We start from the raw sequence: 23,605 nt of genomic DNA on the forward strand, positions 1-23,605 counted from the left end.
ACAGAGCGCGCATAACCGTGGGCCGGATAAGCGCAGCGCCATCAGGCAATTCATTTTAACAAGGATATTGTAATGGTTATTTCACTGAAAAATCGTAACTTTTTGAAGCTGCTTGACTACACCCCGGCGGAAATCCAACACCTCATCGATCTGGCTATTGAGCTGAAAGCCGCAAAAAAAGCCGGATGCGAAAAGCAAACACTGATCGGCAAAAACATCGCGCTGATTTTTGAAAAAACCTCTACCCGCACCCGATGCGCGTTTGAAGTCGCCGCGTTCGACCAGGGCGCGCAGGTGACTTATCTCGGCCCAAGCGGCTCGCAGATCGGCCATAAAGAGTCCATGAAAGATACTGCTCGCGTCCTGGGGCGGATGTATGACGGCATCGAATATCGCGGTTTTGGTCAACACATTGTGGAAGAGCTGGGGGAATACGCGGGCGTTCCCGTCTGGAACGGCCTGACTGATGAATTTCACCCCACACAGATCCTGGCCGATCTAATGACCATGCTGGAACACGCGCCGGGTAAAACGCTGCCGGAACTGAGCTTCGCCTACCTGGGCGACGCGCGCAACAACATGGGCAACTCGCTGATGGTGGGCGCGGCGAAGATGGGCATGGATATCCGCCTGATAGCGCCAAAGTCCTTCTGGCCTGATGCCGCGCTGGTCGCGCAGTGCCGGGAAATCGCCAGCGTTACCGGCGCTCGTATTACCTTAACGGAGAGCGTTGAAGATGGCGTTCACGGTGTGGATTTCCTCTATACCGACGTCTGGGTCTCGATGGGAGAGCCCAAAGAAGCCTGGGCGGAGCGCGTCAGTCTGATGACGCCATATCAGGTCAACCAGCAGGTGGTAAACGCTACCGGTAATCCTGATGTGAAGTTTATGCACTGCCTGCCCGCCTTCCATAACGAGCACACCAAAGTGGGACGCGAAATCGAAATGGCTTACGGCCTGAAAGGACTGGAGGTCACGGAAGAGGTGTTCGAGGCCGCAGGCTCGATAGTCTTCGATGAAGCGGAAAACCGGATGCACACCATCAAAGCGGTCATGGTGGCGACGCTCGGCGACTAATCCCACAGGATATGCGCCCTCGCGGCGCATATCCGTGATATCAGGAGAGAACATCATGGGTAAATTTAAATTTCCCACCGCTTATACCATCCTGTTTATTCTTATTGCCCTGGTCGCGGTGATGACCTGGATTGTGCCGGCGGGAAAATACCAAATGGCGATGAACGCCACGCTGGGAAAAGAGGTGCCGGTGGCGGGAACGTATGCCCCTGTGGACGCGCATCCGCAAGGGATTACCGCTGTTTTACTGGCGCCGATTGACGGCCTCTATAACCACGAAACCTACACCGCCGGCGCCATTGACGTCGCGCTGTTTGTCTTGATTATCGGCGGCTTTCTGGGGGTGGTGAATAAAACGGGGGCGATTGATGCCGGTATTGAACGGGTAACAGCCAAACTCAACGGCAAAGATGAGTGGATGATCCCCATTCTGATGGCGCTGTTCGCCGCAGGCGGCACTATTTATGGCATGGCGGAGGAGTCGTTGCCCTTCTACACGCTGCTGGTACCGGTCATGATGGCGGCCCGCTTCGATCCGTTAGTGGCGGCGGCAACCGTACTGCTCGGCGCAGGGATAGGCACGCTCGGTTCGACCATTAACCCTTTCGCCACGGTCATTGCCGCCAACGCCGCCGGCATCCCTTTTACTCAGGGAATGCTGATGCGCGTACTGCTGTTAATTGTCGGCTACGTACTGTGCGTGTTTTGGGTAATGCGCTATGCGCGCAAAGTCCGCGCCCATCCTGAGCTTTCTATCGTGGCGGATAAAATGGCGGAAAACCGCGCCCATTTCCTTGGCAATCGCGCCAATACTCTGCTGGAGTTTACGGCTACCCGGAAATGGGTGCTGCTGATCTTCGCCGCCTCTTTCGCGGTGATGATTTACGGCGTGGCGGTTCTCGGCTGGTGGATGGCGGAAATCTCCGGCGTCTTTCTGGCGGCGGCGATTATCGTTGGCGTGATAACGCGGATGGGCGAGGAAGCGTTCACCAGTACCTTTATTGACGGCGCGCGGGATTTACTCGGCGTGGCGCTAATTATTGGTATCGCGCGCGGCATTGTGGTGGTCATGGATAACGGTATGATTACCCACACCATTTTGCACAGCGCGGAAAGTCTGGTTTCCGGCCTCTCTACCACTATTTTCATAAACGTAACCTACTGGCTGGAAGTATTGCTTTCCTTCCTGGTGCCCTCCTCTTCCGGTCTTGCCGTATTGACGATGCCCATTATGGCGCCGTTAGCGGATTTTGCCCACGTACAGCGGGATTTGGTCGTAACCGCCTACCAGTCGGCCTCCGGGATTGTGAACCTGGTTACGCCCACCTCCGCCGTGGTCATGGGCGGTCTGGCGATCGCGCGGGTTCCCTATGTTCGCTATCTGAAATGGGTCGCGCCGCTGTTACTGATCCTGACATTGCTGAATATGGCGGTACTGAGCATCGGAGCGATGATGTAACGAGCCAGATGGCGACGCGTCTTATCCGACAGGACTGATAAGCACAGCGCCATCAGGCACGCCGTCACCTTTTTTGATCGGCTTCTCATTTTCCTGCAAAACCGCCCGATTGATCCGCAATCAATGTGACAAATGTGATGAATTTCGCCAGTCCGTTGATATTAATAATAAAGATAAGGTGCATTTATGAAGGAATACGATGATTACTCCGCCAAAGAACAACAGCAACTGGCGGTTTGTCAGCGCCTGATTAGTGAAAAAAGTTACCTGTCCCAGGAGGAGATTCGCCGCGATTTACAAAATGAGGGATTTGAAGGTATCAGTCAGTCTACGGTTTCGCGCCTGCTCAAACTGCTGGGCGCAATAAAAATCAGAAATACGAAGGGACAAAAGATTTATTCCGTAAATCCCCAGCGGCGTCCTTCGCCGGATGCCGGACGTTCAATAGCCGAAATGGTCGTTAGCGTTGAACATAATAGCGAATTTATCCTTATCCATACGGCGGCAGGTTATGGTCGCGCCGTCGCGAGAATTCTGGATTACCACGCATTGCCGGAAATTCTCGGCGTCGTTGCCGGTAGCAGTATTGTCTGGGTCGCACCGCGGGTCGTTCAGCGCACGGCGCTGGTACACAAACAAATTAATTATTTGCTTAAAATGAATTTAAATTCATAAGAACCGTTTGCGACAAGTAAATCATGCATTAATTCGCTTGATCCCAAAACAGAGCTGAGTATAATCGCGGACAATTTGCCGGGAGGAAGCATGGTTCAGTGTGTACGACATTCTGTCTTACCGCGTCTGAAAAAAGACGCAGGCCTGCCGTTTTTCTTTCCGTTGAAAACCAATACCAAGCCCCTCAATTGAGGGGCTTTTTTTTGCCCAGGCGTCAGGAGATAAACATGGCTAACCCGCTATATCAAAAACATATCATTTCCATAAACGACCTCAGCCGCGACGATCTTAATCTGGTACTGGCGACGGCGGCGAAATTAAAAGCCAACCCGCAGCCGGAGCTTTTGAAACATAAAGTGATCGCCAGCTGCTTTTTCGAAGCCTCCACGCGTACCCGCCTGTCGTTTGAAACTTCAATGCATCGCCTGGGCGCCAGCGTAGTGGGCTTCTCCGACAGCGCCAACACGTCGCTGGGGAAAAAAGGAGAAACGTTAGCCGACACGATCTCAGTGATTAGCACTTACGTGGACGCGATTGTGATGCGCCATCCGCAAGAAGGCGCGGCACGTCTGGCGACGGAGTTTTCCGGTCAGGTGCCGGTGCTCAATGCGGGCGACGGTTCGAACCAGCATCCGACACAGACCCTGTTGGATCTGTTCACCATCCAGGAAACGCAGGGCCGTCTGGATAACTTGCATATCGCGATGGTCGGCGATCTGAAATATGGCCGCACCGTGCATTCGCTAACCCAGGCGCTGGCGAAATTTAGCGGCAACCGTTTTTATTTTATCGCGCCGGACGCGCTGGCGATGCCGCAGTACATTCTGGATATGCTTGATGAAAAAGGGATGGCCTGGAGCCTGCATGGGTCTATTGAAGAGGTCATGGCCGACGTCGACATCCTCTATATGACTCGCGTACAGAAAGAGCGTCTCGACCCGTCGGAGTACGCCAATGTGAAGGCGCAGTTTGTTCTGCGCGCCAGCGACCTGAACGGCGCGCGTGAAAATATGAAAGTGCTGCACCCGCTGCCGCGGATTGATGAAATCACCACGGATGTGGATAAAACGCCACACGCCTGGTACTTCCAACAGGCAGGCAACGGTATTTTCGCTCGCCAGGCGTTACTGGCGTTAGTACTGAATAGCGAACTGAGTCTGTAAGGGAGAAAAACGATGACACACGATAACAAACTGCAGGTTGAAGCCATTAAATGCGGCACCGTGATTGACCATATCCCTGCGCAGGTAGGCTTTAAACTGCTGAGTCTGTTTAAATTGACCGAGACCGATCAGCGAATCACTATCGGTCTGAATCTCCCGTCTGGTGAGATGGGGCGTAAAGACTTAATCAAAATAGAAAACACCTTTCTCACCGAAGAGCAGGTTAACCAACTTGCTCTGTACGCGCCGCAGGCCACCGTTAACCGCATCGACAACTACGACGTAGTCGGGAAATCACGCCCCAGCCTGCCAGAGCGTATTAATAATGTGCTGGTTTGCCCGAACAGCAACTGCATCAGCCACGCGGAACCGGTATCCTCCAGCTTTGCAGTGAAAAAACGCGCCAATGATATCGCCCTCAAATGCAAATACTGTGAAAAAGAGTTTTCGCATAATGTGGTGCTGGCCAACTAATGGGGGTTGGTTATGAGATCCCGGCTCCCTATAATGAGCGGGGACATTCTATTACCGCTGTAATTCAGGAGAAATCATGAGCAAAACTATTGCGACGGAAAATGCACCAGCAGCAATCGGCCCATACGTACAGGGCGTTGACCTGGGTAGCATGGTAATCACTTCCGGTCAGATTCCGGTCGATCCGAAAACCGGTGCCGTAGCGGAAGACGTATCCGCTCAGGCACGTCAGTCGCTGGAAAACGTTAAAGCTATCGTGGAAGCCGCTGGCCTGAAAGTAGGCGACATTGTGAAAACGACCGTATTCGTGAAAGACCTGAACGATTTCGCGACCGTCAACGCCACCTACGAAGCCTTCTTCACCGAGCACAACGCCACCTTCCCGGCGCGTTCCTGCGTGGAAGTTGCCCGTCTGCCGAAAGACGTGAAAATTGAGATTGAAGCGATCGCTGTTCGTCGCTAACGCTCGTTTATAGATAGTGGCCGGATGGCGCTATCGCTTATTCGGTCTGGTATGCCATCCAGGCCGATAATTCACAATACTTCGACGCTTACTGCCAGCCATAACGTCGGCTGTAAAACCCTTTCACCAACTGGGTTAACGTCATATATCCCGCCAGAATGGCAATCAGCCACGGGAAATAGCTTAACGGCAGCGCCTGCAACTGCAGGTAAGACGCCAGGGGCGAAAACGGCAACGAAACTCCCACCACCATCACCAACAATGTCATCGCCATCAGCGGCCAGGCGGCGCGACTTTGAATAAACGGCAGACGACGGGTACGGATCATATGCACAATCAGCGTTTGCGACAGTAATCCCACCACAAACCAGCCGGACTGGAACAAAGTTTGCGTTTCTGGCGTATTCGCATGAAATACCCACCACATCAGACAAAAGGTCAAAATGTCGAAAATCGAGCTGATCGGACCGAAAAAGACCATAAAGCGCCCCAAATCCGCCGGATTCCAGCGCTGCGGCTTTTGAATTTGTTCTTCATCGACATTATCAAACGGAATCGCCACCTGGGATACATCGTACAGCAGGTTTTGAATCAGCAAGTGCAGCGGCAGCATTGGCAGGAACGGCAAAAAGGCGCTCGCTACCAGCACGCTAAACACGTTACCGAAATTTGAGCTGGCCGTCATCTTGATATATTTCAACATATTAGAAAAAGTACGACGACCTTCAATGACGCCTTCTTCCAGCACCATCAGGCTCTTTTCCAGCAGGATAATATCGGCCGCCTCACGGGCGATGTCCACCGCGCCATCTACCGAGATACCAATATCCGCCGCCCGCAACGCCGGGGCATCGTTAATCCCGTCGCCCATAAAACCGACCACATGCCCCTCGCGTTTGAGCAAAGTGACGATGCGCTCTTTATGCATCGGCGTCAGACGCGCAAACAACGTCGTACGGGCGGCCAGCGCCGCCAGCGCGTCGTCGCTTAACCCTTCAATATCACTGCCAATAACGACATCGCCCGCATCCAGCCCAACTTCATGGCAAACTTTTGCCGCTACCAGCTCGCTGTCGCCGGTGAGAATTTTCACCGTAATTCCGCTCGCCTTCAGCGCTTTCAGCGCCGGCGCGGTGGTCTCTTTCGGCGGATCGAGAAAAGCGATATACCCTTCCAGAATGAGGTCAGACTCATCGATACGCTGGTAATCGCCCTCACGCGCAGGCAGGTATTTGGTCGCGACGGCGACCACGCGTAGCCCCTGACGGTTCAGCGTGTCGGTAACGCGTTTCACCCGGCGCAGCATATTGTCGTCCAGCGGCACAATATCGCCGTTGTGGCGCACCTGAGTACACACGTTCAGGATCTCCTGTAACGCGCCTTTGCAGACCAGTTGATGCACGTTCGAATCTTCGGCGACCACTACCGACATCCGGCGACGCTCAAAATCAAACGGGATCTCATCGATTTTCTGCCAGCGTCCGGAGAGCTGACGCGCAGCGGTTTCGTCTACTCCCTCCAGGACCGCCGTATCCAGTAAATTTTTTAGACCGGTCTGATAATGGCTGTTCAGCCAGGCGCAATGCAGTACATGCTCGCTGGGCTTACCAGAAATATCCGTATGATTCTCCAGCACAATTTTATCCTGCGTCAGTGTGCCGGTTTTATCGGTGCACAGAATATCCATCGCGCCGAAGTTCTGAATCGCATCAAGGTGCTTCACGATAACTTTCTGTTTCGAGAGCTTCACCGCCCCGCGCGCGAGGGTGGAGGTGACGATCATCGGCAACATTTCCGGGGTGAGCCCTACCGCGACCGAGAGCGCAAATAGCGCCGCTTCCCACCAGTCACCTTTCGTGTAACCATTAATAATCAGTACTACCGGCGCCATGACCAGCATAAAGCGGATCAGCAACATACTGACGCGGCTAATTCCTTTCTGGAAAGCGTTCTGCTCGTTATCTTGTTCCGACACGCGCCCCGCCAATTGACCAAACCAGGTGTCGGCGCCGGTCGCCATCACCACGGCCTGCGCCGTTCCGCTCACGACGTTCGTCCCCATAAAGCACAGCGTGTCGCACTCAAGCGGGTTATTTTGCCGGGGCTCACGCGTCGCGGCGACTTTCTCGACTGGCAGAGATTCGCCGGTCAGCGACGCCTGGGCGACAAACAGATCGCGCGCCTGGATAATCCGTAAATCCGCCGGGATCATATCCCCCGCCGCCAGCTTAATAATATCGCCGGGCACCAGTTGATCGATGGGTAATTCCAGCCAGGCATTTTCGCCATTTTCATTAATAACCCGCAGTACGGTAGCGGTATTGCTCACCATCGCTTTTAGCGCGTCCGCCGCTTTTGTCGAGCGCGCTTCCTGCACAAAATTCAGCAGCGTTGAGATACCGACCATCAGGGCGATAACGCCTGCGGCAAACAGATCCTCCGTGGCATAAGAAATGCCGCCAAGAATCGTGAGTAAGATGTTGAAAGGATTGCGATAACATACCCACAGATGCACCCACCACGGCGAGGGTTTCTGTGCCGGAAGGCGGTTTTCGCCATGCTTTTCACGCGCGCGCGTCACCTCGGCAGCGTTTAATCCCTCCGGGTGCGTATCAAAAACGCGCCAGAGAGTCTCCTGCTCCATTGCCGCGACTTTCAGACAGCGCTCGCTCAGCGAAGGCGGGATAGTCGCATTTACCGCGGTCTGCGCGCCGGGCAGCGGATCGCGGTGAACCAGACGATAAGGCAAATGACGATTAAGCCGGGCAAAAAGCTGGCGGGTAATGGTTTTTAGCATAGGTAATCCCTCCGCGCCGAAGTCAGGCGCAGAAAATTCTTCAGGCGCGGCAAAGCCTTGCCCGATGAGCAATGTTTAAATAAAAACAGGGACGTTATTGTGTCACTGTCTTACACACCGGTAAGACAGCAGAGGCAGGCTTACCGGAAAAGGAAAATTCTCCATCGCGGGAGAGGGGTGGGTTCAGGGTCCATGTCGCCTCCGGTAAGTAAATAATTTGCGCCGCGGATTATACGCATAAATCCATAAGTTTTGTGGCAATTATGGCGGTATCATACCGTTACGTAATTAAACCAACGATAAACCAGACTTTGCCCATTGCCCTTCGCTTGAGTAAAGTTACTCTTTTTATCACCATCAGCGTCACGCCACGGGAAAACAGGATGCAAAACCGGCTCACTATCAAAGACATCGCCCGCCTGAGCGGCGTAGGGAAATCAACCGTTTCCCGCGTGCTTAACAATGAAAGCGGCGTAAGCGAACGTACCCGCGAGCGTGTCGAAGCGGTGATGAATCAACACGGTTTCTCTCCGTCCCGCTCCGCCCGCGCGATGCGGGGACAAAGCGATAAAGTGGTCGCTATTATCGTCACTCGCCTTGATTCGTTGTCTGAAAACCTCGCGGTTCAGACCATGCTGCCTGCGTTTTATGAACAGGGCTACGACCCTATTATGATGGAAAGCCAGTTCTCGCCGACGCTGGTAATGGAACATCTGGGCATGCTCAGACGACGTAACATTGATGGCGTGGTGCTGTTTGGCTTTACCGGCATCACAGAAGAGTTGATCTCCCCCTGGAAAGCCTCGCTGGTGCTGCTGGCAAGAGATGCGCAAGGTTTTGCCTCCGTCTGTTACGACGACGAGGGCGCGATTCATATCCTTATGCAGCGGCTGTATGAGCAGGGACACCGCAACATTAGCTTTCTGGGCGTTCCCCATAGCGATATTACCACCGGCAAACGTCGGCATGACGCATACCTGGCGTTTTGCAAAAAACATAAACTTCATCCCGTCGCCGCCCTGCCCGGTCTTGCCATGAAGCAGGGCTATGAGCATACGGCAAGCGTCATCATGCCGGATACCACCGCGTTAGTCTGCGCCACCGATACGCTGGCGTTGGGCGCCAGTAAGTATTTACAGGAGCAACGTATTGAGACGCTGCAACTGGCAAGCGTCGGGAACACGCCGCTGATAAAATTCCTGCACCCGGAGATCGTCACTGTCGATCCTGGCTATGCTGAAGCCGGACGACAGGCGGCTTCGCAGCTGATCGAACAGATCAATGGCCGCTGCGATCCGCGCCGGATCGTCATTCCTTCTACCCTCGCCTGAGTGACTGATTAAACGAAATACCACGAGTAATTTGTGATCGTCGCTGCGTTTCGGGAACGTTCCCATTTTTAAACCAACGTTGAAGAGATACTCTTGCGCCAACCCATAACATACCTCCTCTGCCATGAGGCTTTACGATGAGCAAAGTAAAACAAGCCGATATCGACCGGCTGATTGACCTGGTCGGCGGGCGCGACAACATCGCCACGGTGAGCCACTGCATTACTCGCCTGCGCTTTGTGCTCCACCAGCCCACGAACGCCCGACCAAAAGAGATCGAACAATTGCCGATGGTTAAAGGCTGTTTCACCAACGCCGGGCAGTTTCAGGTGGTGATCGGCACCGAAGTCGGCGATTACTATAACGCGCTGCTGGAGACCACCGGCAAAGCGTATGCCGATAAAGAGCAGGCCAAAAAAGCCGCTCGCCAGAACATGAAGTGGCATGAGCAGTTAATTTCCCACTTTGCGGAGATCTTCTTTCCGCTACTACCGGCGTTGATTAGCGGCGGTTTGATCTTAGGCTTTCGTAACGTGATCGGCGATGTGCCGATGAGCAACGGCCAAACGCTGGCGCAGATGCATCCGGCGCTAAAAACGCTTTATGATTTTTTATGGTTGATCGGCGAAGCGATCTTTTTCTATCTGCCGGTGGGGATCTGCTGGTCGGCGGTGAAAAAAATGGGCGGCACGCCGATTCTTGGTATCGTGCTCGGCGTGACGCTGGTGTCGCCGCAGTTGATGAATGCGTATCTGCTGGGCCAGCAAACGCCGGACGTCTGGAACTTCGGCTTATTTAGCATTGAGAAAGTGGGCTACCAGGCGCAGGTTATCCCGGCGCTACTGACAGGACTGGCGCTTGGATTTATTGAAACGCGGTTGAAACGCATCGTGCCGGATTATCTCTACCTGGTCGTCGTCCCGGTGTGTTCGTTGATACTGGCCGTCTTTCTCGCCCACACCTTTATCGGCCCCTTTGGTCGTATGATCGGCGACGGCGTGGCCTTTGCGGTACGTTATCTGATGACCGGCAGTTTCGCCCCGATAGGCGCGGCGCTGTTCGGCTTCCTGTATGCCCCGTTGGTCATTACCGGCGTCCACCAGACAACGCTCGCTATCGATATGCAGATGATCCAGAGCATGGGCGGTACGCCAGTCTGGCCGCTGATTGCGCTGTCGAATATCGCGCAGGCCTCCGCCGTGGTGGGCATCATCATCTCCAGCCGTAAACACAATGAACGCGAGATCTCCGTTCCTGCCGCCATTTCCGCTTACCTTGGGGTAACCGAACCGGCGATGTACGGTATCAACCTGAAGTATCGTTTTCCGATGCTGTGCGCGATGATCGGCTCTGGTCTGGCGGGACTGCTCTGCGGTCTGAACGGCGTCATCGCCAACGGTATCGGCGTGGGCGGCCTGCCGGGCATCCTGTCTATACCGCCGCGCTACTGGCAGGTGTACGGCATGGCGATGGTTATCGCGATCGTGATCCCGGTGATTCTGACCACCTTTATCTATCAGCGTAAGCATCGTCAGGGCACATTACAAATTGTCTAATACTTCTTCGGGGCGCAGTTGCGTCCCAACGCACTTGCAGGAAACAACAATGACTATTCCCCTCTGGTGGCAAAACGGCGTTATTTATCAGATCTACCCGAAAAGTTTTCAGGACACGACCGGCAGCGGCACTGGCGATTTACGCGGCGTCACGCAGCGCCTTGACTATCTACAGCGACTCGGCGTAGATGCCATCTGGCTCACGCCGTTTTATATCTCGCCGCAGGTGGATAACGGTTATGACGTCGCAAATTATACGGCTATCGACCCGACCTACGGCACGCTGGATGATTTTGACGAGCTGGTCGCGCAGGCGAAAGCACGCGGTATTCGTATCATCCTGGATATGGTGTTTAACCATACTTCTACCCAGCACGCCTGGTTTCGCGAAGCGCTGAACAAAGAGAGTCCATACCGTCAGTTTTATATCTGGCGCGATGGCACGCCGGATGTCTGCCCGAATAACTGGCAATCCAAATTTGGCGGCAGCGCCTGGCGCTGGCATAGCCAGAGCGAACAATATTATTTACACCTTTTCGCGCCTGAACAGGCCGACCTGAACTGGGAAAATCCCGCCGTGCGCGCCGAGCTGAAAAAGGTCTGCGAATTCTGGGCCGATCGCGGCGTGGATGGCCTGCGTCTGGACGTGGTGAACCTGATCGCCAAAGATCAGGATTTTCCTGACGATCCGACGGGCGACGGACGCCGCTTTTATACCGACGGACCGCGCGCGCATACGTTTTTACGCGAAATGAACCGTGACGTTTTTACGCCGCGTAATCTGATGACGGTAGGCGAAATGTCCTCTACCACGCTGGAAAACTGCCAGCAATATGCCGCGCTTAGCGGCGACGAACTCTCGATGACCTTCAATTTTCATCATCTGAAGGTGGATTACCCCAATGGCGAAAAGTGGACGCTGGCAAAACCTGATTATGTGGCGCTGAAAGCGTTGTTCCGCCACTGGCAACAGGGGATGCATAACGTCGCCTGGAACGCGTTATTCTGGTGTAATCACGATCAGCCGCGCATCGTTTCCCGCTTTGGCGACGAGGGTGAATACCGGGTTCCAGCCGCGAAAATGCTGGCGATGGCGCTGCACGGTATGCAAGGGACGCCTTATATCTATCAGGGCGAAGAAATCGGCATGACCAACCCACACTTTACCCGCATCACCGATTATCGCGACGTGGAAAGCCATAACATGTTTGCCGCGCTACGCGCCGCCGGACGCGACCCCGACGAACTACTGGCTATCCTGGCCAGTAAATCCCGCGACAACAGCCGCACGCCGATGCAGTGGGACAACGGTAAAAACGCCGGTTTCACCCAGGGCGAGCCGTGGATAAGCCTGTGCGATAACTATACGGAGGTTAATGTCGCGGCGGCATTACGCGATGAAAACTCGGTGTTTTACACCTATCAAAAGCTGATTGCGCTACGTAAAACCCAGCCTGTACTGATCTGGGGCGATTATCAGGATCTCCTCCCGGATAGCCCATCAGTATGGTGTTATCGCCGCCAGTGGCAGGGGCAAACCCTGCTGGTTGTCGCCAATCTGAGCGACCAGTGCCAGGAGTGGCATCCGCCGCATATCAAAGGACAGTGGCAGGCGCTACTGCACAATTATGGCGAGGTCGCCAGCCAGCCAGCCGCGATGACGCTCCGCCCATTTGAAGCCATCTGGTGGTTACAACGCTAACGCGACGTCCTTATACGGATAAACGCCACAAACCTATTGACACGGGCTGTGGCGTTGCTCCAGGTTACTGTCTGTTTTTGTTGAATAATTAATCAGATTTTTCTTGCTATCTTTTACAAACGCTACAGCGCCCGCCATCTGTACGCTCTGATTTTTACCTTGTTCTACATCAATAAAATTGCAAACATCCTTGATGCAAATCACTACATATAGACTTTAAAATGCACGCCGACCCAATATGTTGTATTAATTGACTACAATTGCTACAACACCTGTTCACTCGACACAAGGTGAATTGTGGATAACCTGGGTCAGGATTGCGGGAAGTCGTTGGAAAAGAGATGAATAAACCTGTTATGGCTTCCCCGGCCTCTGTGGATAACCTGTTCTTACAAATATGGAGTGATCATGACACCGCATGTGATGAAACGAGATGGCTGTAAAGTGCCATTCAAATCAGAGCGCATTAAGGAAGCCATTCTACGTGCAGCTAAAGCAGCGGGAGTCGATGACGCAGATTACTGTGCCACCGTCGCAGAAGTCGTTAGCAGCCAAATGAACGCACGCAGTCAGGTGGATATTAACGAGATCCAAACTGCGGTTGAAAACCAACTGATGTCCGGCCCGTACAAACAGCTTGCCCGCGCCTACATCGAATACCGTCACGATCGCGACATTCAGCGTGAAAAGCGTGGTCGTCTGAACCAGGAAATTCGCGGCCTGGTAGAGCAAACTAACTCCGCGTTGCTCAATGAAAACGCCAACAAAGACAGTAAAGTCATTCCCACCCAGCGCGATTTGCTGGCCGGGATTGTCGCCAAACACTATGCCCGCCAGCACCTGTTGCCGCGTGACGTAGTACAAGCGCATGAGCGCGGCGATATCCACTATCACGATCTCGACTATTCGCCGTTCTTCCCGATGTTCAACTGTATGCTGATCGACCTGAAAGGCATGTTGACCCAGGGCTTTAAGATGGGTAACGCCGAGATCGAACCGCCAAAATCTATCTCTACCGCCACTGCCGTTACCGCGCAGATTATCGCGCAGGTCGCCAGCCATATTTATGGCGGCACCACCATTAACCGTATTGACGAAGTGCTGGCGCCGTTTGTCACCGAAAGCTACAACAAGCACCGCAAAACCGCCGATGAGTGGCAGATCCCGGATGCCGAAGGGTATGCGCGTTCTCGCACCGAAAAAGAGTGCTACGACGCCTTCCAGTCGCTGGAATACGAAGTTAACACGCTGCACACCGCTAACGGCCAGACGCCTTTCGTGACCTTTGGTTTTGGCCTCGGCACCAGTTGGGAGTCGCGTCTGATCCAGGCGTCTATTTTGCGTAACCGTATCGCCGGTCTGGGTAAAAATCGCAAAACCGCCGTGTTCCCGAAACTGGTCTTCGCTATCCGCGATGGTTTGAACCACAAGTTTGGCGATCCGAACTACGACATTAAACAACTGGCGCTGGAGTGCGCGAGCAAGCGCATGTATCCGGACATCCTCAACTACGATCAGGTGGTCAAAGTCACCGGTTCGTTCAAAACGCCAATGGGCTGCCGCAGCTTCCTCGGCGTGTGGGAGAACGAAAACGGCGAGCAGATCCACGACGGGCGTAACAACCTGGGCGTGATTAGCCTTAACCTGCCGCGCATCGCGCTGGAAGCAAAAGGCGACGAAACCGCATTCTGGAAACTGCTGGATGAACGTCTGGCGCTGGCGCGGAAGGCGCTGATGACCCGTATCGCCCGCCTTGAAGGCGTGAAAGCCCGCGTCGCGCCTATCCTGTATATGGAAGGCGCCTGCGGCGTGCGGCTGAAAGCGGACGACGACGTGTCTGAAATCTTTAAAAATGGTCGTGCGTCCATCTCTCTGGGCTACATTGGTATCCATGAAACCATTAACGCGCTGTTCGGCGGCGAACACCTGTACGACAGCGAGCAACTTCGCGCTAAAGGCATCGCGATTGTGGAGCGTCTGCGCCAGGCCGTGGATCAGTGGAAAGAAGAGACCGGCTACGGCTTTAGCCTGTACAGCACGCCAAGTGAAAACCTCTGTGACCGCTTCTGCCGTCTGGATACCGCCGAGTTCGGCGTGGTGCCGGGCGTAACCGATAAAGGTTACTACACCAACAGCTTCCACCTCGACGTGGAGAAGAAGGTCAACCCGTACGACAAAATCGATTTCGAAGCGCCGTATCCGCCGCTGGCGAACGGGGGTTTCATTTGCTACGGCGAATACCCGAACATTCAGCACAACCTGAAAGCGCTGGAAGATGTCTGGGATTACAGCTATCAGCATGTACCCTATTACGGCACCAACACGCCGATCGATGAATGCTACGAGTGCGGCTTTACCGGCGAGTTCGAATGTACCAGTAAAGGTTTCACCTGCCCGAAATGCGGCAACCACGATGCCGCGCGCGTCTCGGTCACCCGCCGCGTGTGCGGTTATTTAGGCAGCCCGGACGCGCGTCCGTTTAACGCCGGTAAGCAGGAAGAAGTGAAGCGCCGCGTGAAGCATTTAGGCAATGGGCAGATAGGTTAATCCTCCGTTTGCAATGCGTAAATGCCGGATGGCGGTGTAAACACCTTATCCGGCCTACAACCGCTGGCTATAGTTCCAATTTCATGAGTTTCCTCTAAGCAGTTGGTGTTGTAGCAAGGCGGCAAACGAACGAATCCCAGGGAGCTTACATAAGTAAGTGACCTGGGTAAGTGAGAGCGGCCAACGCCGCTACAGCGCCAAATGCAACGAGGAAACATGAACTTTCATCAATACTACCCCGTCGACATCGTTAACGGCCCCGGCACCCGCTGCACCCTGTTTGTGTCAGGGTGCGTGCATGAATGCCCTGGCTGCTACAACAAAAGCACCTGGCGGCTCAATTCCGGCCAGCCGTTTACCAAACAGATGGAAGATAAGATCATTGCCGATCTGAACGACACGCGCATTCACCGTCAGGGGATCTCGCTGTCGGGCGGCGATCCGCTGCATCCGCAAAACGTACCGGATATCCTGGCACTGGTACAACGCATCCACGCGGAGTGCCCGGGGAAAGATATCTGGGTGTGGACCGGCTACAAGCTCGATGAACTCAACGCCGCACAGATGCAGGTAGTCGATCTCATCAACGTGCTGGTCGATGGCAAATTTGTGCAGGATCTGAAAGACCCGGCGCTTATCTGGCGCGGTAGCAGCAACCAGGTAGTGCATCATTTGCGTTGATCGCTAAAGCCGTTTGTTTGCATCGTGATAGACGGCTGAATGTTCTCGCTTACCGACCGCGACAACAAACACAATCACAACGTCATCCCGAACCTGGTACACCAGACGATAACCGGACGATTTAAGCTTAATTTTATAGCAGTCAGGAAGACCGTTTAAACGGGCAGAGTCGATTCTGGGGTTCAATAGCACATCAGCCAACTTTTTCTTAAGCTGAGCCTTCACCGTATCGCCCAGCTTATGCCACTCTTTTAAGGCCCTCGGGTCGAATTCCAGTTCATAAGTCATCCAGACTAACCTTGATTCCCTTTTGCGGACTAGACAGCCTCTCCCGAACTGTCTGAATCAATGCATCTTCACTGTCGCTAAGAGTGACGGTTTTCACTGGCATGCGCCCCGTTTCCGCGACGTACTGGAACAGTAATCGCACGGCTTCCGTTGGAGTAATGTTCAGTTTTTCCAGCACGGCATAAGCCTCATTTTTGAGTTTGTCATCCAGACGGACGTTCAGCGTGGCCATTATGCCTCCAGGAGAATCGAATGTGTAATGCAGTTTAGCATTACATTCGCATTACATCGAATTCTGGATAACGCCTCTCAAAAACGACTCACACACTCCATCGCGACCGTTTTAAATTGCGTAAAATTCTGACATGCGCAGAGGCGCGTCATGGCGCGTTCGCGCAGGAAAGTGACGAAAATATCGTAGATGGCCATCGCCTCTTCATATTCACTTTTGCTGATGGCGAGTAAAAAAATAACGTGCGCCGTTTCGTCACCCCAGGCAATCCCCTGCGGCGCGAGCACCGTATAAACCACCGTTTTCTTCGCCAGCAGCCCCAGCGCGTGTGGCAAGGCAATCCCGTCGCCTAATAACGTACTGACGATAGCTTCACGTTCAATAACCGAATCGAGAAACGCCGCATCAACAAAGCCTTCCTCGTGCAACTGATCGCACAGCGTTTTAAACAGCGTCTGTTGATCTATTTCCCCCTCCACGATGCGAAAATGCGAGGCATCGAAATATTTATCCAGCATCCACGGACGGGTTCTGTCCACCAGCACCAGCTTACCGATCTGCTCCAATTGATAGTCGGTAGGAAAGGGGGCGATCATGATGACCGGCTTATCTTTTTCGCCGATCCGCGCTGTGGAAATCACAAAATCCTCCACAATACTGTCCCGCGCCTCATAGTCGCGTAGTGTCAGAGTGCGGGCAATCTCAATCTGCGGGTATTTCCGCGCCAGTACCGCTTCAATCATCCGCACCATCGCATTACCAGCATCGCACACCAGCAGTACCTGCGGCTGCCGCTGGTAGCCAATGTTGTAACTACGTTCCAGCCCAACGCCAATATGCAGCACCAGAAAACCGATTTCGTTTTCGCTAATGGTATACGGCGTGTATTTTCCCCAACTCGATATCGCCGCCAACGTCATATCCCACGCCATCGGATAGTGCTGCTTAATATTTTCCAGTAGTGGGTTGGGGATCATGATCTGGTAGCGCACGCGGGTGATCATCGTTTTGATGTGGGTCAGCAAGTCCGCGTGAAGCTGTTTATCATTCAACAGGTTATAGTTGTACTGGGTATTAATAAAATTGAGGATATAGCGCACCAGCGCCTCTTCATCATCGGCATTAATGGCGCTGGGGGCAATTTCCTGTACCTGGCGGGCGGCAATATGCACCTTCAGCCAGCTTACTTCCGGCTCCGACAGCGGCTTATCGGCCAGCTGTTGTAGTAGCTCCGCAATCTCATGCGCCGCATGGCGCACTTTTTCATCGACCTCCTCTGCCACGCATTCCGATAACGGATACCCCTCGCGAATACGCCGTACCGCCACCGCGCAGTACAAACGCAGAAACAGCTCGCTCTCATCGGTCAGGCGGATTTGACAATGAGAGAAAATATCCGGCAAAAGAGACTGCAGCCGTTGAGACACCTCGGTGTTCAGCGTGGTACTAACAATTAACGGATGGGAGGGCTCCTGCTGCGCCAGCGTCCATAAAAGGTCGGTCAGACAGGCGCGAATCGCCATCTCTCCGCCAAACAATTTCATGCCATGACGCGGACGCGTTTCCAGCGTCAGATGATAACGCAGCAAATGCTCGCGCACGTCCGCCATGTCGTTCTGCAGCGTCGCACGGCTGACAAACCATTCATCTGCCAAATCCTCCAGCTTCAGCGAGAAGGCGGAGGTTAAAAAACGCGCCAGCAAATAGTGTATCCGCTCCTGGCTGGTGCGCGGACCGCGCGCCAGGGCGGGAGATTGCTGCGTTTGCAGGGATTGATAACGTGCCGGATCATCAATTTTGAGCTGATACCCGTTGCCGCGGCTGAGAGTAAATTGCGCGCCATGCGGCGTCAGCAACATGTTCAGCGCGGCGATATCCGCCCGAACGGTACGCGTGGAGACCGACAACCGCTGCGCCAGCTCATCCTGCGGCAGCGTCTCGTTTTGCAGCATCGCAAATAGCTGCGCTAAACGTTGGTTGGGGAATCGCACGTCTCTCTCCTCATGATTAGCCGACACGCGACCGGACGATAGCGAGTAACTGACGCACATCGTCCGCACGGGTGTTGCCGCTCACCTTATCAATAATCGAACTATAAATGTGAGGAATGATTTTGCTTACACCTGCATCAAGGGCGATGTGCAGAATCTCGGCGAAGTTTTCCAGATCGATACCGCCCGTCGGTTCCAGCCAGAAATCATGGCGGGCGCAGGCGTCAGCCACCGCTTTATACTCGTCGCGACAGGTGAGTCCTCCCATCGGAAAGTATTTAACGGAGCTGCCGCCCATGTCTTTGAGTAGCGCAATCGCCGTTTCTATGGGTACGATGCCGTCCGGCGCGCGGCTGCTTAGCGGGCCGGTGGAAATTTTCACCAGTCCCGGCGTGCCGGTCGGCGAGACAAGACCGTTCACCACCGTCTCATTTTGCCCCAGCAGCGCCCGACTGGTCCCTACGCCGGTAAACACCTGGTTGACATGCTGCGGCTGTACCTGACGCGAGATTTCGCTCACCATCGCCGACTGGTTAGGATCGCCTGCCCCCAGTCCGACGGAGAGCGCATTGTCGATAAGCGCCGCATATTCACGCATATCCGCGACTGCGCTTACCACATCCGGATAGTTTTTGGAGAGCACGCCAACCAGCACATGACCTTCCGCCGCCGCGTAGATTTCCCGGGCGTTATCTTTCGAACCGGCCAGTACGTTCAGGCAAACGCGATCGCGGTAAAAGTTAGGGGTCAGTTTCATGCTTTTTTCTCCTGATTAATCACCTCGCCAATACGACGCGCCACAATCGCTAACTGCGCGCGATCGACGCTGCGGACATCCGCTTCAATAATCCCTTCGTTGGCTTTGTATCCGCGAAAGTAAATCGCGTACTCGCCCTGTTTGAGCGCCTCCACCAGGTCGCCTGTGGCGATGCCGGTAACGGCTTCATCAAACTTAATTTCCGTGCGCGCGATATCGCGTCCGGCGCTGTCCCACACTACGCGGGCGCTGACGCCGTTAAACGTGTTCAACGTGTCGATAAAGGGCGCCATTTTTTCTACCATCTCCGCGCCGCTCTCTTTTTGCGCCCGCAGGTAGAGTTCAATGGCGCAGGTCAGGCCAACAATTCCCTCCTTGCCCACCTTCATCGCCCGGCCAATGCCCGCTGACTGACGTTTTACCCACTCAACATACTGCGTTTTGCCAATCACCAGCCCGCTGGTCGGCCCTTCAATCGCTTTTGCGCCGCTATAGATAACGAGATCTGCGCCCACGCGGTAGTAGCACTGCAAATCTTCTTCCGCCGCCGCGTCCACAATCAGCGGCAGATTATGCGTGCGCGCCACCACCGCAGCCTGCTCCACGCTGAGCATACTTTTCTGTACGCAGTGGTGAGATTTGATATAGAGAATAGCCGCCGTGCGCGGCGTAATGGCCGCCGCCAATTGCGCGGCGGAACATTCGTTGGCGTAACCGGCTTCCACCAGTTTGCCGCCGCCCAGCGCCACCATCGTTCCCACCGGCGCGCCAAAGTTGACGTTGTGGCCCTTTGGCAGGACGATTTCGTTATTTTCAATCGGTGTAACGTGCAGGTTTTCCAGCAGCCAGTCGCTGTCCTGAACCAGGACCGCAGCAACCGACTGGGCAAGGCCCGCACTGGCGCAGGAGACTACCGTCGCCCCTTCCACCTCCAGCAATTTCGCAATGTACTCACCGGTTTTATTCACCAGATCTTTCATCTCGAAATACTGATTCATTCCGGCCATCGCCGCGTCTATCACTTCCGGGCGCGGCGTAGAGACGCCGAGCGCCGTCATACGTCCGGAGACGTTAATCACCTGTTTTAATTGATACTTCTCAAAAATCGAAGGCATGTTCCGCGCTCCCTTGTTCGGTCATATAGCCCTTGCCTGCGCGTATCGCGGCAAGCGGCGTCAGCAATTCTTCAGCCTGTAAGCTGTCGTTTTCCGCGTCTACCAACACGGTGGGCTGGCGTTTAAGCGTAAAGAGGGTCAGGTCGGCATCCAGACCAGGCTGAAGACGACCTTTGGTTTTCAGATTCAGGCTATCGGCGGCATTGGCCGTCACGCACGCAATGACCTGCGGCAGCGACATGCCGATGGTGAGGAATTTCGACATCACATTAGCCAGCGAATGCACCGGGCCATTGATGCGGTTACGGCAGTAGATATCGGAACTGATGGTATGCGGTAAAATCCCCAGGCTAATGGCGCGTTTCGCCACCGCAAAGCTCAGGCTGGCGGTGCCATGCCCGACGTCCAGACGCACGCCGCGCGCCAGCGCTCGTGTCACCGAGGCGCGCAGCTCGCCTTCCGGCGTCAGGATACGGTTCGGCTTACCGTTGTAACAGTGGGTAATGATATCGCCCGCCGTCAGACGCTCCGCGATTTCGTCCAGATCCGGTGGGTTATTGCCAATATGTACCATCAGTGGCAGGTTGCCGTTTTCTTGCTGCATGGCTTTAGCGCGTTCCAGCGGCGTGATGCCGTTAACGCCTACCACGCTGCTACTCATCCGCGCCTTGAGGCCGACAATAAAATCCGGGTGGCGTTTTACCGCCTGCCGGACCGCATCGGCGTCAATATTGGCCATGTTAGCCAGCTCGTTTTGGGCAATAAGCCCGACGCGGGAAATATTCAATAGCGCATAAACGTCGGTGGTCGCCTGACGAGTCAGGGTGTAAAAATCATCAATATCATCTGCGCCAGTGCTGCCTGCATCCACCACTGTGGTAACGCCAGTGGCAATACCCACGCTGTCCGGTTCGTCGTGGTAAATCGGCGATGTCGGGTAGCAGTGAACGTGAGAATCAATCCAACCCGCGCTGACAAAACACTTACCGCGCAGGTCAATGGTTTTCAACGCCGGACCATCAACGTCACCCAACGCCGCGATTTTGCCATCTTGCAGGGCAATATTAGTCAACGTGTCATCGACCAGACGCGCATGGCGCAGGAGTAAATCAAACATCGCTCTCTCCTTTGCCGGATGGCGGCGCAACCGCCTTATCCGGCCTACAAATCAACAGTTAGCTAATCGCAACCGGGAAGATGGAACCGAGGATCATCGCGCCTAAAATCGCGCCGCCAGTAATCGGCTTCTGCCAGATATAAAACAGCAGCGCGCCCACCAGAGAGCCCAGACCAATAGGAATCGATGCCGTCATGGCGCTGAGGATAATCAACGGCCCCAGAAAACGGCCTGAAGTGTTACCGGCCCCCATCATGACGTCCGCCCCGTACGTGGAGTCGCTCTGATTAATGGTGAACTTACGCGCCAGAATAATGATGTAGCCAATCGCCAGGCCAATCACCAGACCGGTTATCAGCGAAGCGATAAAGTTCGCCACCGGGAAGACAAAGCCAGCCCCCAGCAGTAACGCCGGAACCCCTAAGCCCACGCCAGTCTGAATTGCCCCGCCGATATCCAGAATTCCGACCAGCGAACCTTCGATAATGCGGGCAAATAAAAAGCTGGCGCCGAAAGCGGCGACCGCGCCGTAGACGCCGGTATCCATCCCCGCTTTCAACATCGCCACAAAAGCGACTTCGTTAAATGCGCCGATACCGTACAGATAGTACATATGCGTCCCGGCGAAAACGCCGGAGGAGAGCAGGCCAACAAAGATCGGGAACGACCAGTCGGCATACCAAAAACCTTTATTCTCTTCCATTGTGGCCTCCGTTATTTGCCGCTGAGCGAGTTGTGGATCAGTTCAAGCCAGTTCGGTACCGTCATGTTGAAAGACTCGATCATTTTCATGTCGAAGCCGCGGAAGAAGCCGCTCAACACAAACAGCAAAACGATGGCGACCATCATCACTTTGGTGACATGGTTCCAGCCGCTCTCTTCTACGCCTTTACCGATCAAAATACCCAGTACCAGCCCCGGTACGGCGTTCCCCATGATGAGCTGCGCCGCGCCGCCGAAAACGGTGGCCCAGAAGCCCGATTTTTTACCAGCGTCGATCGCCGCTAACCAGAAGATCACAGGCATGACGATGTTGACCAGCAGGTTTGCCGCCGGTACCAGCACCTTAACCGCCGTCACCTGTAGCGCTTCTGGCACGGATGAGGCGGTCAGGTTAAGGAACGTCACGACGATCATGCCGATGACGGCGCAGGCGATCGCCATTTTTTTCGGGTCGTGCAGCGTCTCGCCGACGTTACGGTTTTTGATCATGAGCGCCGCCGCGCCCCAGTTAGGGATGATGCGGTGATCGACATCCTGGGTGAACGATCCGGCCGCCACAGACGACGCCCAGGCGTTAAAGAAGAAACCCAGCCCAAAGGAGAAGTGAGATGCCGGGTCGCCTTCACAAGAGTTGAGTTCGCCCAACGTACGGAACGCGCCCATCCCCTGCGTGGTTGGCGCGTGAAACATGCGTGCAGCCCCAGCGCCCACCCCTACGCCGACCAGCGCGCCGATAATGAGCGATTTAATTAGTATTATCAGGAACATAACTATGCCTTTTTAATAAAAATCAGCGTTTCGCGACGAAATCCACCCTGTCGAGATTGATGGCGGTCACGTTGACGGTCACATCCAGCTCCACGCTGTAAGTGCGTCGTTCCCGGCGCAAAAAGAAAAACAGAAAGGCCTCTTTACGCACCGACTCATGCGCCTGAACAATCCGCACATCCTGTGGCTCAATACGCAGTAAGATATACGGCGACTCTCTCATCACCGCCGACTGAACATGGTTCAGCGCATCGGCAAAGGCGCGTGCTTTGGCGTCGCCCTTGCCTTTTACTCTCACCGTGGTGGTGAATTGCTCTTTCATCATCAGGCGCCGTATTTCTTTTGCCACGCCTGCACCAGGCGCTCGCCGAGCTCTTCTTTATCCATAAAGCCGAAACCCAACACGTTGCAGCCTTCATTGATAGCGGTGACGCCTTCATCCACTGACCGCATTCCATATTTGGCTTTGTAGCCATGCTTGTTTTGCGCGGTGATAGCGCCCGCGCCGCCGCTGCCGCAAAATGAAATGCCGAAGGTGGCGTTTTCCGCTTTCATCACATCGCCCAGCTTCATGTCTGCCGCGACGCCCGGTACGACGACCGCGCGACCGCCCGCTTTTTCCACGCCTGCCGCTACTTTCTGGCCTTTACCCAGGCGATCGCCAATCACGACGGTAATCTGTTCCATTT

At 54.5% G+C, this 23,605-nt stretch carries 23 protein-coding genes and 1 pseudogene; 12 read left to right on the top strand and 12 right to left on the bottom strand.

Annotation, left to right across the window (positions count from 1 at the left end):
• Window positions 1-72: 72 nt before the first annotated feature.
• From argF to J4617_RS11795, 3 genes are all read left to right on the top strand, one after another.
• On the top strand, window positions 73-1,077 hold the full coding sequence (gene argF / locus J4617_RS11785; RefSeq protein WP_017465842.1) for an ornithine carbamoyltransferase: 1,005 nt from the start codon (window positions 73-75) through the stop codon (window positions 1,075-1,077).
• A gap of 55 nt (window positions 1,078-1,132) precedes the next feature.
• A complete protein-coding gene (locus tag J4617_RS11790) occupies window positions 1,133-2,536 on the top strand; it encodes a YfcC family protein (protein WP_001523599.1) in 1,404 nt (467 codons plus the stop codon).
• A gap of 186 nt (window positions 2,537-2,722) precedes the next feature.
• Window positions 2,723-3,211 (top strand): arginine repressor, encoded by a 489-nt coding sequence (locus J4617_RS11795; RefSeq protein WP_000666051.1) that lies wholly within the window; start codon window positions 2,723-2,725, stop codon window positions 3,209-3,211.
• Here J4617_RS11795 and J4617_RS11800 read toward each other — a convergent pair.
• Window positions 3,181-3,322 (bottom strand): annotated as a pseudogene (locus tag J4617_RS11800) (hypothetical protein). The gene J4617_RS11795 and the pseudogene J4617_RS11800 sit on opposite strands and share 31 nt — an antisense overlap.
• Between J4617_RS11800 and pyrL the strand changes: the two are divergent.
• From pyrL to ridA, 4 genes are all read left to right on the top strand, one after another.
• Window positions 3,302-3,403: a pyr operon leader peptide gene (pyrL, locus tag J4617_RS11805; RefSeq protein ID WP_000249504.1), complete on the top strand. Its 102-nt coding sequence runs from the start codon at window positions 3,302-3,304 to the stop codon at window positions 3,401-3,403. The pseudogene J4617_RS11800 and the gene pyrL overlap by 21 nt on opposite strands.
• Window positions 3,404-3,438: 35 nt before the next feature.
• Complete coding sequence (pyrB, locus tag J4617_RS11810) at window positions 3,439-4,374, top strand: aspartate carbamoyltransferase (protein ID WP_000013055.1); 936 nt, start codon at window positions 3,439-3,441, stop codon at window positions 4,372-4,374.
• Between the two features lie 12 nt (window positions 4,375-4,386).
• Window positions 4,387-4,848 carry an aspartate carbamoyltransferase regulatory subunit gene (gene pyrI / locus J4617_RS11815; RefSeq protein ID WP_017465841.1) on the top strand — a complete coding sequence of 154 codons (462 nt, stop codon included), beginning with the start codon at window positions 4,387-4,389 and terminating at the stop codon, window positions 4,846-4,848.
• 76 nt (window positions 4,849-4,924) lie between these two features.
• On the top strand, window positions 4,925-5,311 hold the full coding sequence (gene ridA / locus J4617_RS11820) for a 2-iminobutanoate/2-iminopropanoate deaminase (protein WP_000047544.1): 387 nt from the start codon (window positions 4,925-4,927) through the stop codon (window positions 5,309-5,311).
• 88 nt (window positions 5,312-5,399) lie between these two features.
• On the opposite strand, the gene mgtA is transcribed toward ridA, so the two are convergent.
• On the bottom strand, window positions 5,400-8,108 hold the full coding sequence (mgtA, locus tag J4617_RS11825) for a magnesium-translocating P-type ATPase (protein ID WP_000920858.1): 2,709 nt from the start codon (window positions 8,106-8,108) through the stop codon (window positions 5,400-5,402).
• A gap of 383 nt (window positions 8,109-8,491) precedes the next feature.
• On the opposite strand from mgtA, the gene treR reads away from it, so the two are divergent.
• The 5 genes from treR to nrdG all read left to right on the top strand — a co-directional run bounded on the left by treR (window position 8,492) and on the right by nrdG (window position 15,925).
• The gene (treR, locus tag J4617_RS11835) at window positions 8,492-9,439 is read left to right on the top strand and encodes a trehalose operon repressor TreR (RefSeq protein ID WP_001181303.1); all 948 of its coding nucleotides are present in this window, start codon (window positions 8,492-8,494) and stop codon (window positions 9,437-9,439) included.
• A gap of 137 nt (window positions 9,440-9,576) precedes the next feature.
• Window positions 9,577-10,995, top strand: a complete 1,419-nt coding sequence (gene treB / locus J4617_RS11840) for a PTS trehalose transporter subunit IIBC (protein WP_000048840.1) — start codon at window positions 9,577-9,579, stop codon at window positions 10,993-10,995.
• Window positions 10,996-11,044: 49 nt separating this feature from the next.
• Window positions 11,045-12,697, top strand: coding sequence for an alpha,alpha-phosphotrehalase (gene treC / locus J4617_RS11845; RefSeq protein ID WP_000155049.1), 1,653 nt, complete (start codon window positions 11,045-11,047; stop codon window positions 12,695-12,697).
• Between the two features lie 408 nt (window positions 12,698-13,105).
• Complete coding sequence (nrdD, locus tag J4617_RS11850; protein ID WP_000187821.1) at window positions 13,106-15,244, top strand: anaerobic ribonucleoside-triphosphate reductase; 2,139 nt, start codon at window positions 13,106-13,108, stop codon at window positions 15,242-15,244.
• Between the two features lie 216 nt (window positions 15,245-15,460).
• Window positions 15,461-15,925 (top strand): anaerobic ribonucleoside-triphosphate reductase-activating protein, encoded by a 465-nt coding sequence (nrdG, locus tag J4617_RS11855; protein ID WP_017465840.1) that lies wholly within the window; start codon window positions 15,461-15,463, stop codon window positions 15,923-15,925.
• Between the two features lie 3 nt (window positions 15,926-15,928).
• On the opposite strand, the gene J4617_RS11860 is transcribed toward nrdG, so the two are convergent.
• The 10 genes from J4617_RS11860 to J4617_RS11905 all read right to left on the bottom strand — a co-directional run bounded on the left by J4617_RS11860 (window position 15,929) and on the right by J4617_RS11905 (window position 23,603).
• A complete protein-coding gene (locus J4617_RS11860) occupies window positions 15,929-16,213 on the bottom strand; it encodes a type II toxin-antitoxin system RelE/ParE family toxin (protein ID WP_000220578.1) in 285 nt (94 codons plus the stop codon).
• The gene (locus tag J4617_RS11865) at window positions 16,203-16,445 is read right to left on the bottom strand and encodes a type II toxin-antitoxin system RelB/DinJ family antitoxin (RefSeq protein WP_000212724.1); all 243 of its coding nucleotides are present in this window, start codon (window positions 16,443-16,445) and stop codon (window positions 16,203-16,205) included. Before J4617_RS11865 ends, J4617_RS11860 begins: the two co-directional genes overlap by 11 nt.
• A 77-nt stretch (window positions 16,446-16,522) precedes the next feature.
• Window positions 16,523-18,436: a BglG family transcription antiterminator gene (locus tag J4617_RS11870; protein ID WP_001212135.1), complete on the bottom strand. Its 1,914-nt coding sequence runs from the start codon at window positions 18,434-18,436 to the stop codon at window positions 16,523-16,525.
• Between the two features lie 16 nt (window positions 18,437-18,452).
• Window positions 18,453-19,193 carry a KDGP aldolase family protein gene (locus J4617_RS11875; RefSeq protein ID WP_023193113.1) on the bottom strand — a complete coding sequence of 247 codons (741 nt, stop codon included), beginning with the start codon at window positions 19,191-19,193 and terminating at the stop codon, window positions 18,453-18,455.
• Entirely contained in the window at window positions 19,190-20,308 is a 1,119-nt protein-coding gene (locus J4617_RS11880) for a DgaE family pyridoxal phosphate-dependent ammonia lyase (RefSeq protein WP_017465839.1), read from the bottom strand. Before J4617_RS11880 ends, J4617_RS11875 begins: the two co-directional genes overlap by 4 nt.
• Complete coding sequence (locus J4617_RS11885; RefSeq protein ID WP_017465838.1) at window positions 20,292-21,425, bottom strand: amidohydrolase/deacetylase family metallohydrolase; 1,134 nt, start codon at window positions 21,423-21,425, stop codon at window positions 20,292-20,294. The genes J4617_RS11880 and J4617_RS11885 overlap by 17 nt, the downstream gene beginning before the upstream one ends.
• A gap of 58 nt (window positions 21,426-21,483) precedes the next feature.
• Window positions 21,484-22,128, bottom strand: a complete 645-nt coding sequence (locus J4617_RS11890) for a DUF4310 family protein (protein ID WP_000392128.1) — start codon at window positions 22,126-22,128, stop codon at window positions 21,484-21,486.
• Window positions 22,129-22,139: 11 nt separating this feature from the next.
• On the bottom strand, window positions 22,140-22,916 hold the full coding sequence (locus J4617_RS11895; protein ID WP_000478578.1) for a DUF4311 domain-containing protein: 777 nt from the start codon (window positions 22,914-22,916) through the stop codon (window positions 22,140-22,142).
• A gap of 22 nt (window positions 22,917-22,938) precedes the next feature.
• A complete protein-coding gene (locus J4617_RS11900) occupies window positions 22,939-23,241 on the bottom strand; it encodes a DUF4312 family protein (RefSeq protein WP_000975187.1) in 303 nt (100 codons plus the stop codon).
• Entirely contained in the window at window positions 23,241-23,603 is a 363-nt protein-coding gene (locus J4617_RS11905) for an SFCGS family glycine-rich protein (RefSeq protein WP_000435389.1), read from the bottom strand. Before J4617_RS11905 ends, J4617_RS11900 begins: the two co-directional genes overlap by 1 nt.
• Window positions 23,604-23,605 lie beyond the last annotated feature (2 nt).

Source organism: Salmonella sp. 32010601201800023SM, assembly GCF_017572235.1.
GTDB classification, from domain to species: Bacteria; Pseudomonadota; Gammaproteobacteria; order Enterobacterales; family Enterobacteriaceae; genus Salmonella; species Salmonella enterica.

Excerpts from the sequence above, each read along its gene's own strand:
- nrdG (WP_017465840.1), top strand. The coding sequence starts at position 15,461 with ATGAACTTTCATCAATACTACCCCGTCGACATCGTTAACGGCCCCGGC.
- pyrB (WP_000013055.1), top strand. The coding sequence starts at position 3,439 with ATGGCTAACCCGCTATATCAAAAACATATCATTTCCATAAACGACCTC.
- argF (WP_017465842.1), top strand. The coding sequence starts at position 73 with ATGGTTATTTCACTGAAAAATCGTAACTTTTTGAAGCTGCTTGACTAC.
- J4617_RS11895 (WP_000478578.1), bottom strand. The coding sequence starts at position 22,916 with ATGTTCCTGATAATACTAATTAAATCGCTCATTATCGGCGCGCTGGTC.
- J4617_RS11860 (WP_000220578.1), bottom strand. The coding sequence starts at position 16,213 with ATGACTTATGAACTGGAATTCGACCCGAGGGCCTTAAAAGAGTGGCAT.
- J4617_RS11875 (WP_023193113.1), bottom strand. The coding sequence starts at position 19,193 with ATGAAACTGACCCCTAACTTTTACCGCGATCGCGTTTGCCTGAACGTA.
- ridA (WP_000047544.1), top strand. The coding sequence starts at position 4,925 with ATGAGCAAAACTATTGCGACGGAAAATGCACCAGCAGCAATCGGCCCA.
- J4617_RS11885 (WP_017465838.1), bottom strand. The coding sequence starts at position 21,425 with ATGTTTGATTTACTCCTGCGCCATGCGCGTCTGGTCGATGACACGTTG.
- J4617_RS11890 (WP_000392128.1), bottom strand. The coding sequence starts at position 22,128 with ATGGAAGAGAATAAAGGTTTTTGGTATGCCGACTGGTCGTTCCCGATC.
- mgtA (WP_000920858.1), bottom strand. The coding sequence starts at position 8,108 with ATGCTAAAAACCATTACCCGCCAGCTTTTTGCCCGGCTTAATCGTCAT.
- pyrL (WP_000249504.1), top strand. The coding sequence starts at position 3,302 with ATGGTTCAGTGTGTACGACATTCTGTCTTACCGCGTCTGAAAAAAGAC.
- J4617_RS11880 (WP_017465839.1), bottom strand. The coding sequence starts at position 20,308 with ATGCCTTCGATTTTTGAGAAGTATCAATTAAAACAGGTGATTAACGTC.
- nrdD (WP_000187821.1), top strand. The coding sequence starts at position 13,106 with ATGACACCGCATGTGATGAAACGAGATGGCTGTAAAGTGCCATTCAAA.
- J4617_RS11905 (WP_000435389.1), bottom strand. The coding sequence starts at position 23,603 with ATGGAACAGATTACCGTCGTGATTGGCGATCGCCTGGGTAAAGGCCAG.
- treR (WP_001181303.1), top strand. The coding sequence starts at position 8,492 with ATGCAAAACCGGCTCACTATCAAAGACATCGCCCGCCTGAGCGGCGTA.
- pyrI (WP_017465841.1), top strand. The coding sequence starts at position 4,387 with ATGACACACGATAACAAACTGCAGGTTGAAGCCATTAAATGCGGCACC.
- treC (WP_000155049.1), top strand. The coding sequence starts at position 11,045 with ATGACTATTCCCCTCTGGTGGCAAAACGGCGTTATTTATCAGATCTAC.
- J4617_RS11865 (WP_000212724.1), bottom strand. The coding sequence starts at position 16,445 with ATGGCCACGCTGAACGTCCGTCTGGATGACAAACTCAAAAATGAGGCT.
- J4617_RS11790 (WP_001523599.1), top strand. The coding sequence starts at position 1,133 with ATGGGTAAATTTAAATTTCCCACCGCTTATACCATCCTGTTTATTCTT.
- treB (WP_000048840.1), top strand. The coding sequence starts at position 9,577 with ATGAGCAAAGTAAAACAAGCCGATATCGACCGGCTGATTGACCTGGTC.
- J4617_RS11900 (WP_000975187.1), bottom strand. The coding sequence starts at position 23,241 with ATGATGAAAGAGCAATTCACCACCACGGTGAGAGTAAAAGGCAAGGGC.
- J4617_RS11795 (WP_000666051.1), top strand. The coding sequence starts at position 2,723 with ATGAAGGAATACGATGATTACTCCGCCAAAGAACAACAGCAACTGGCG.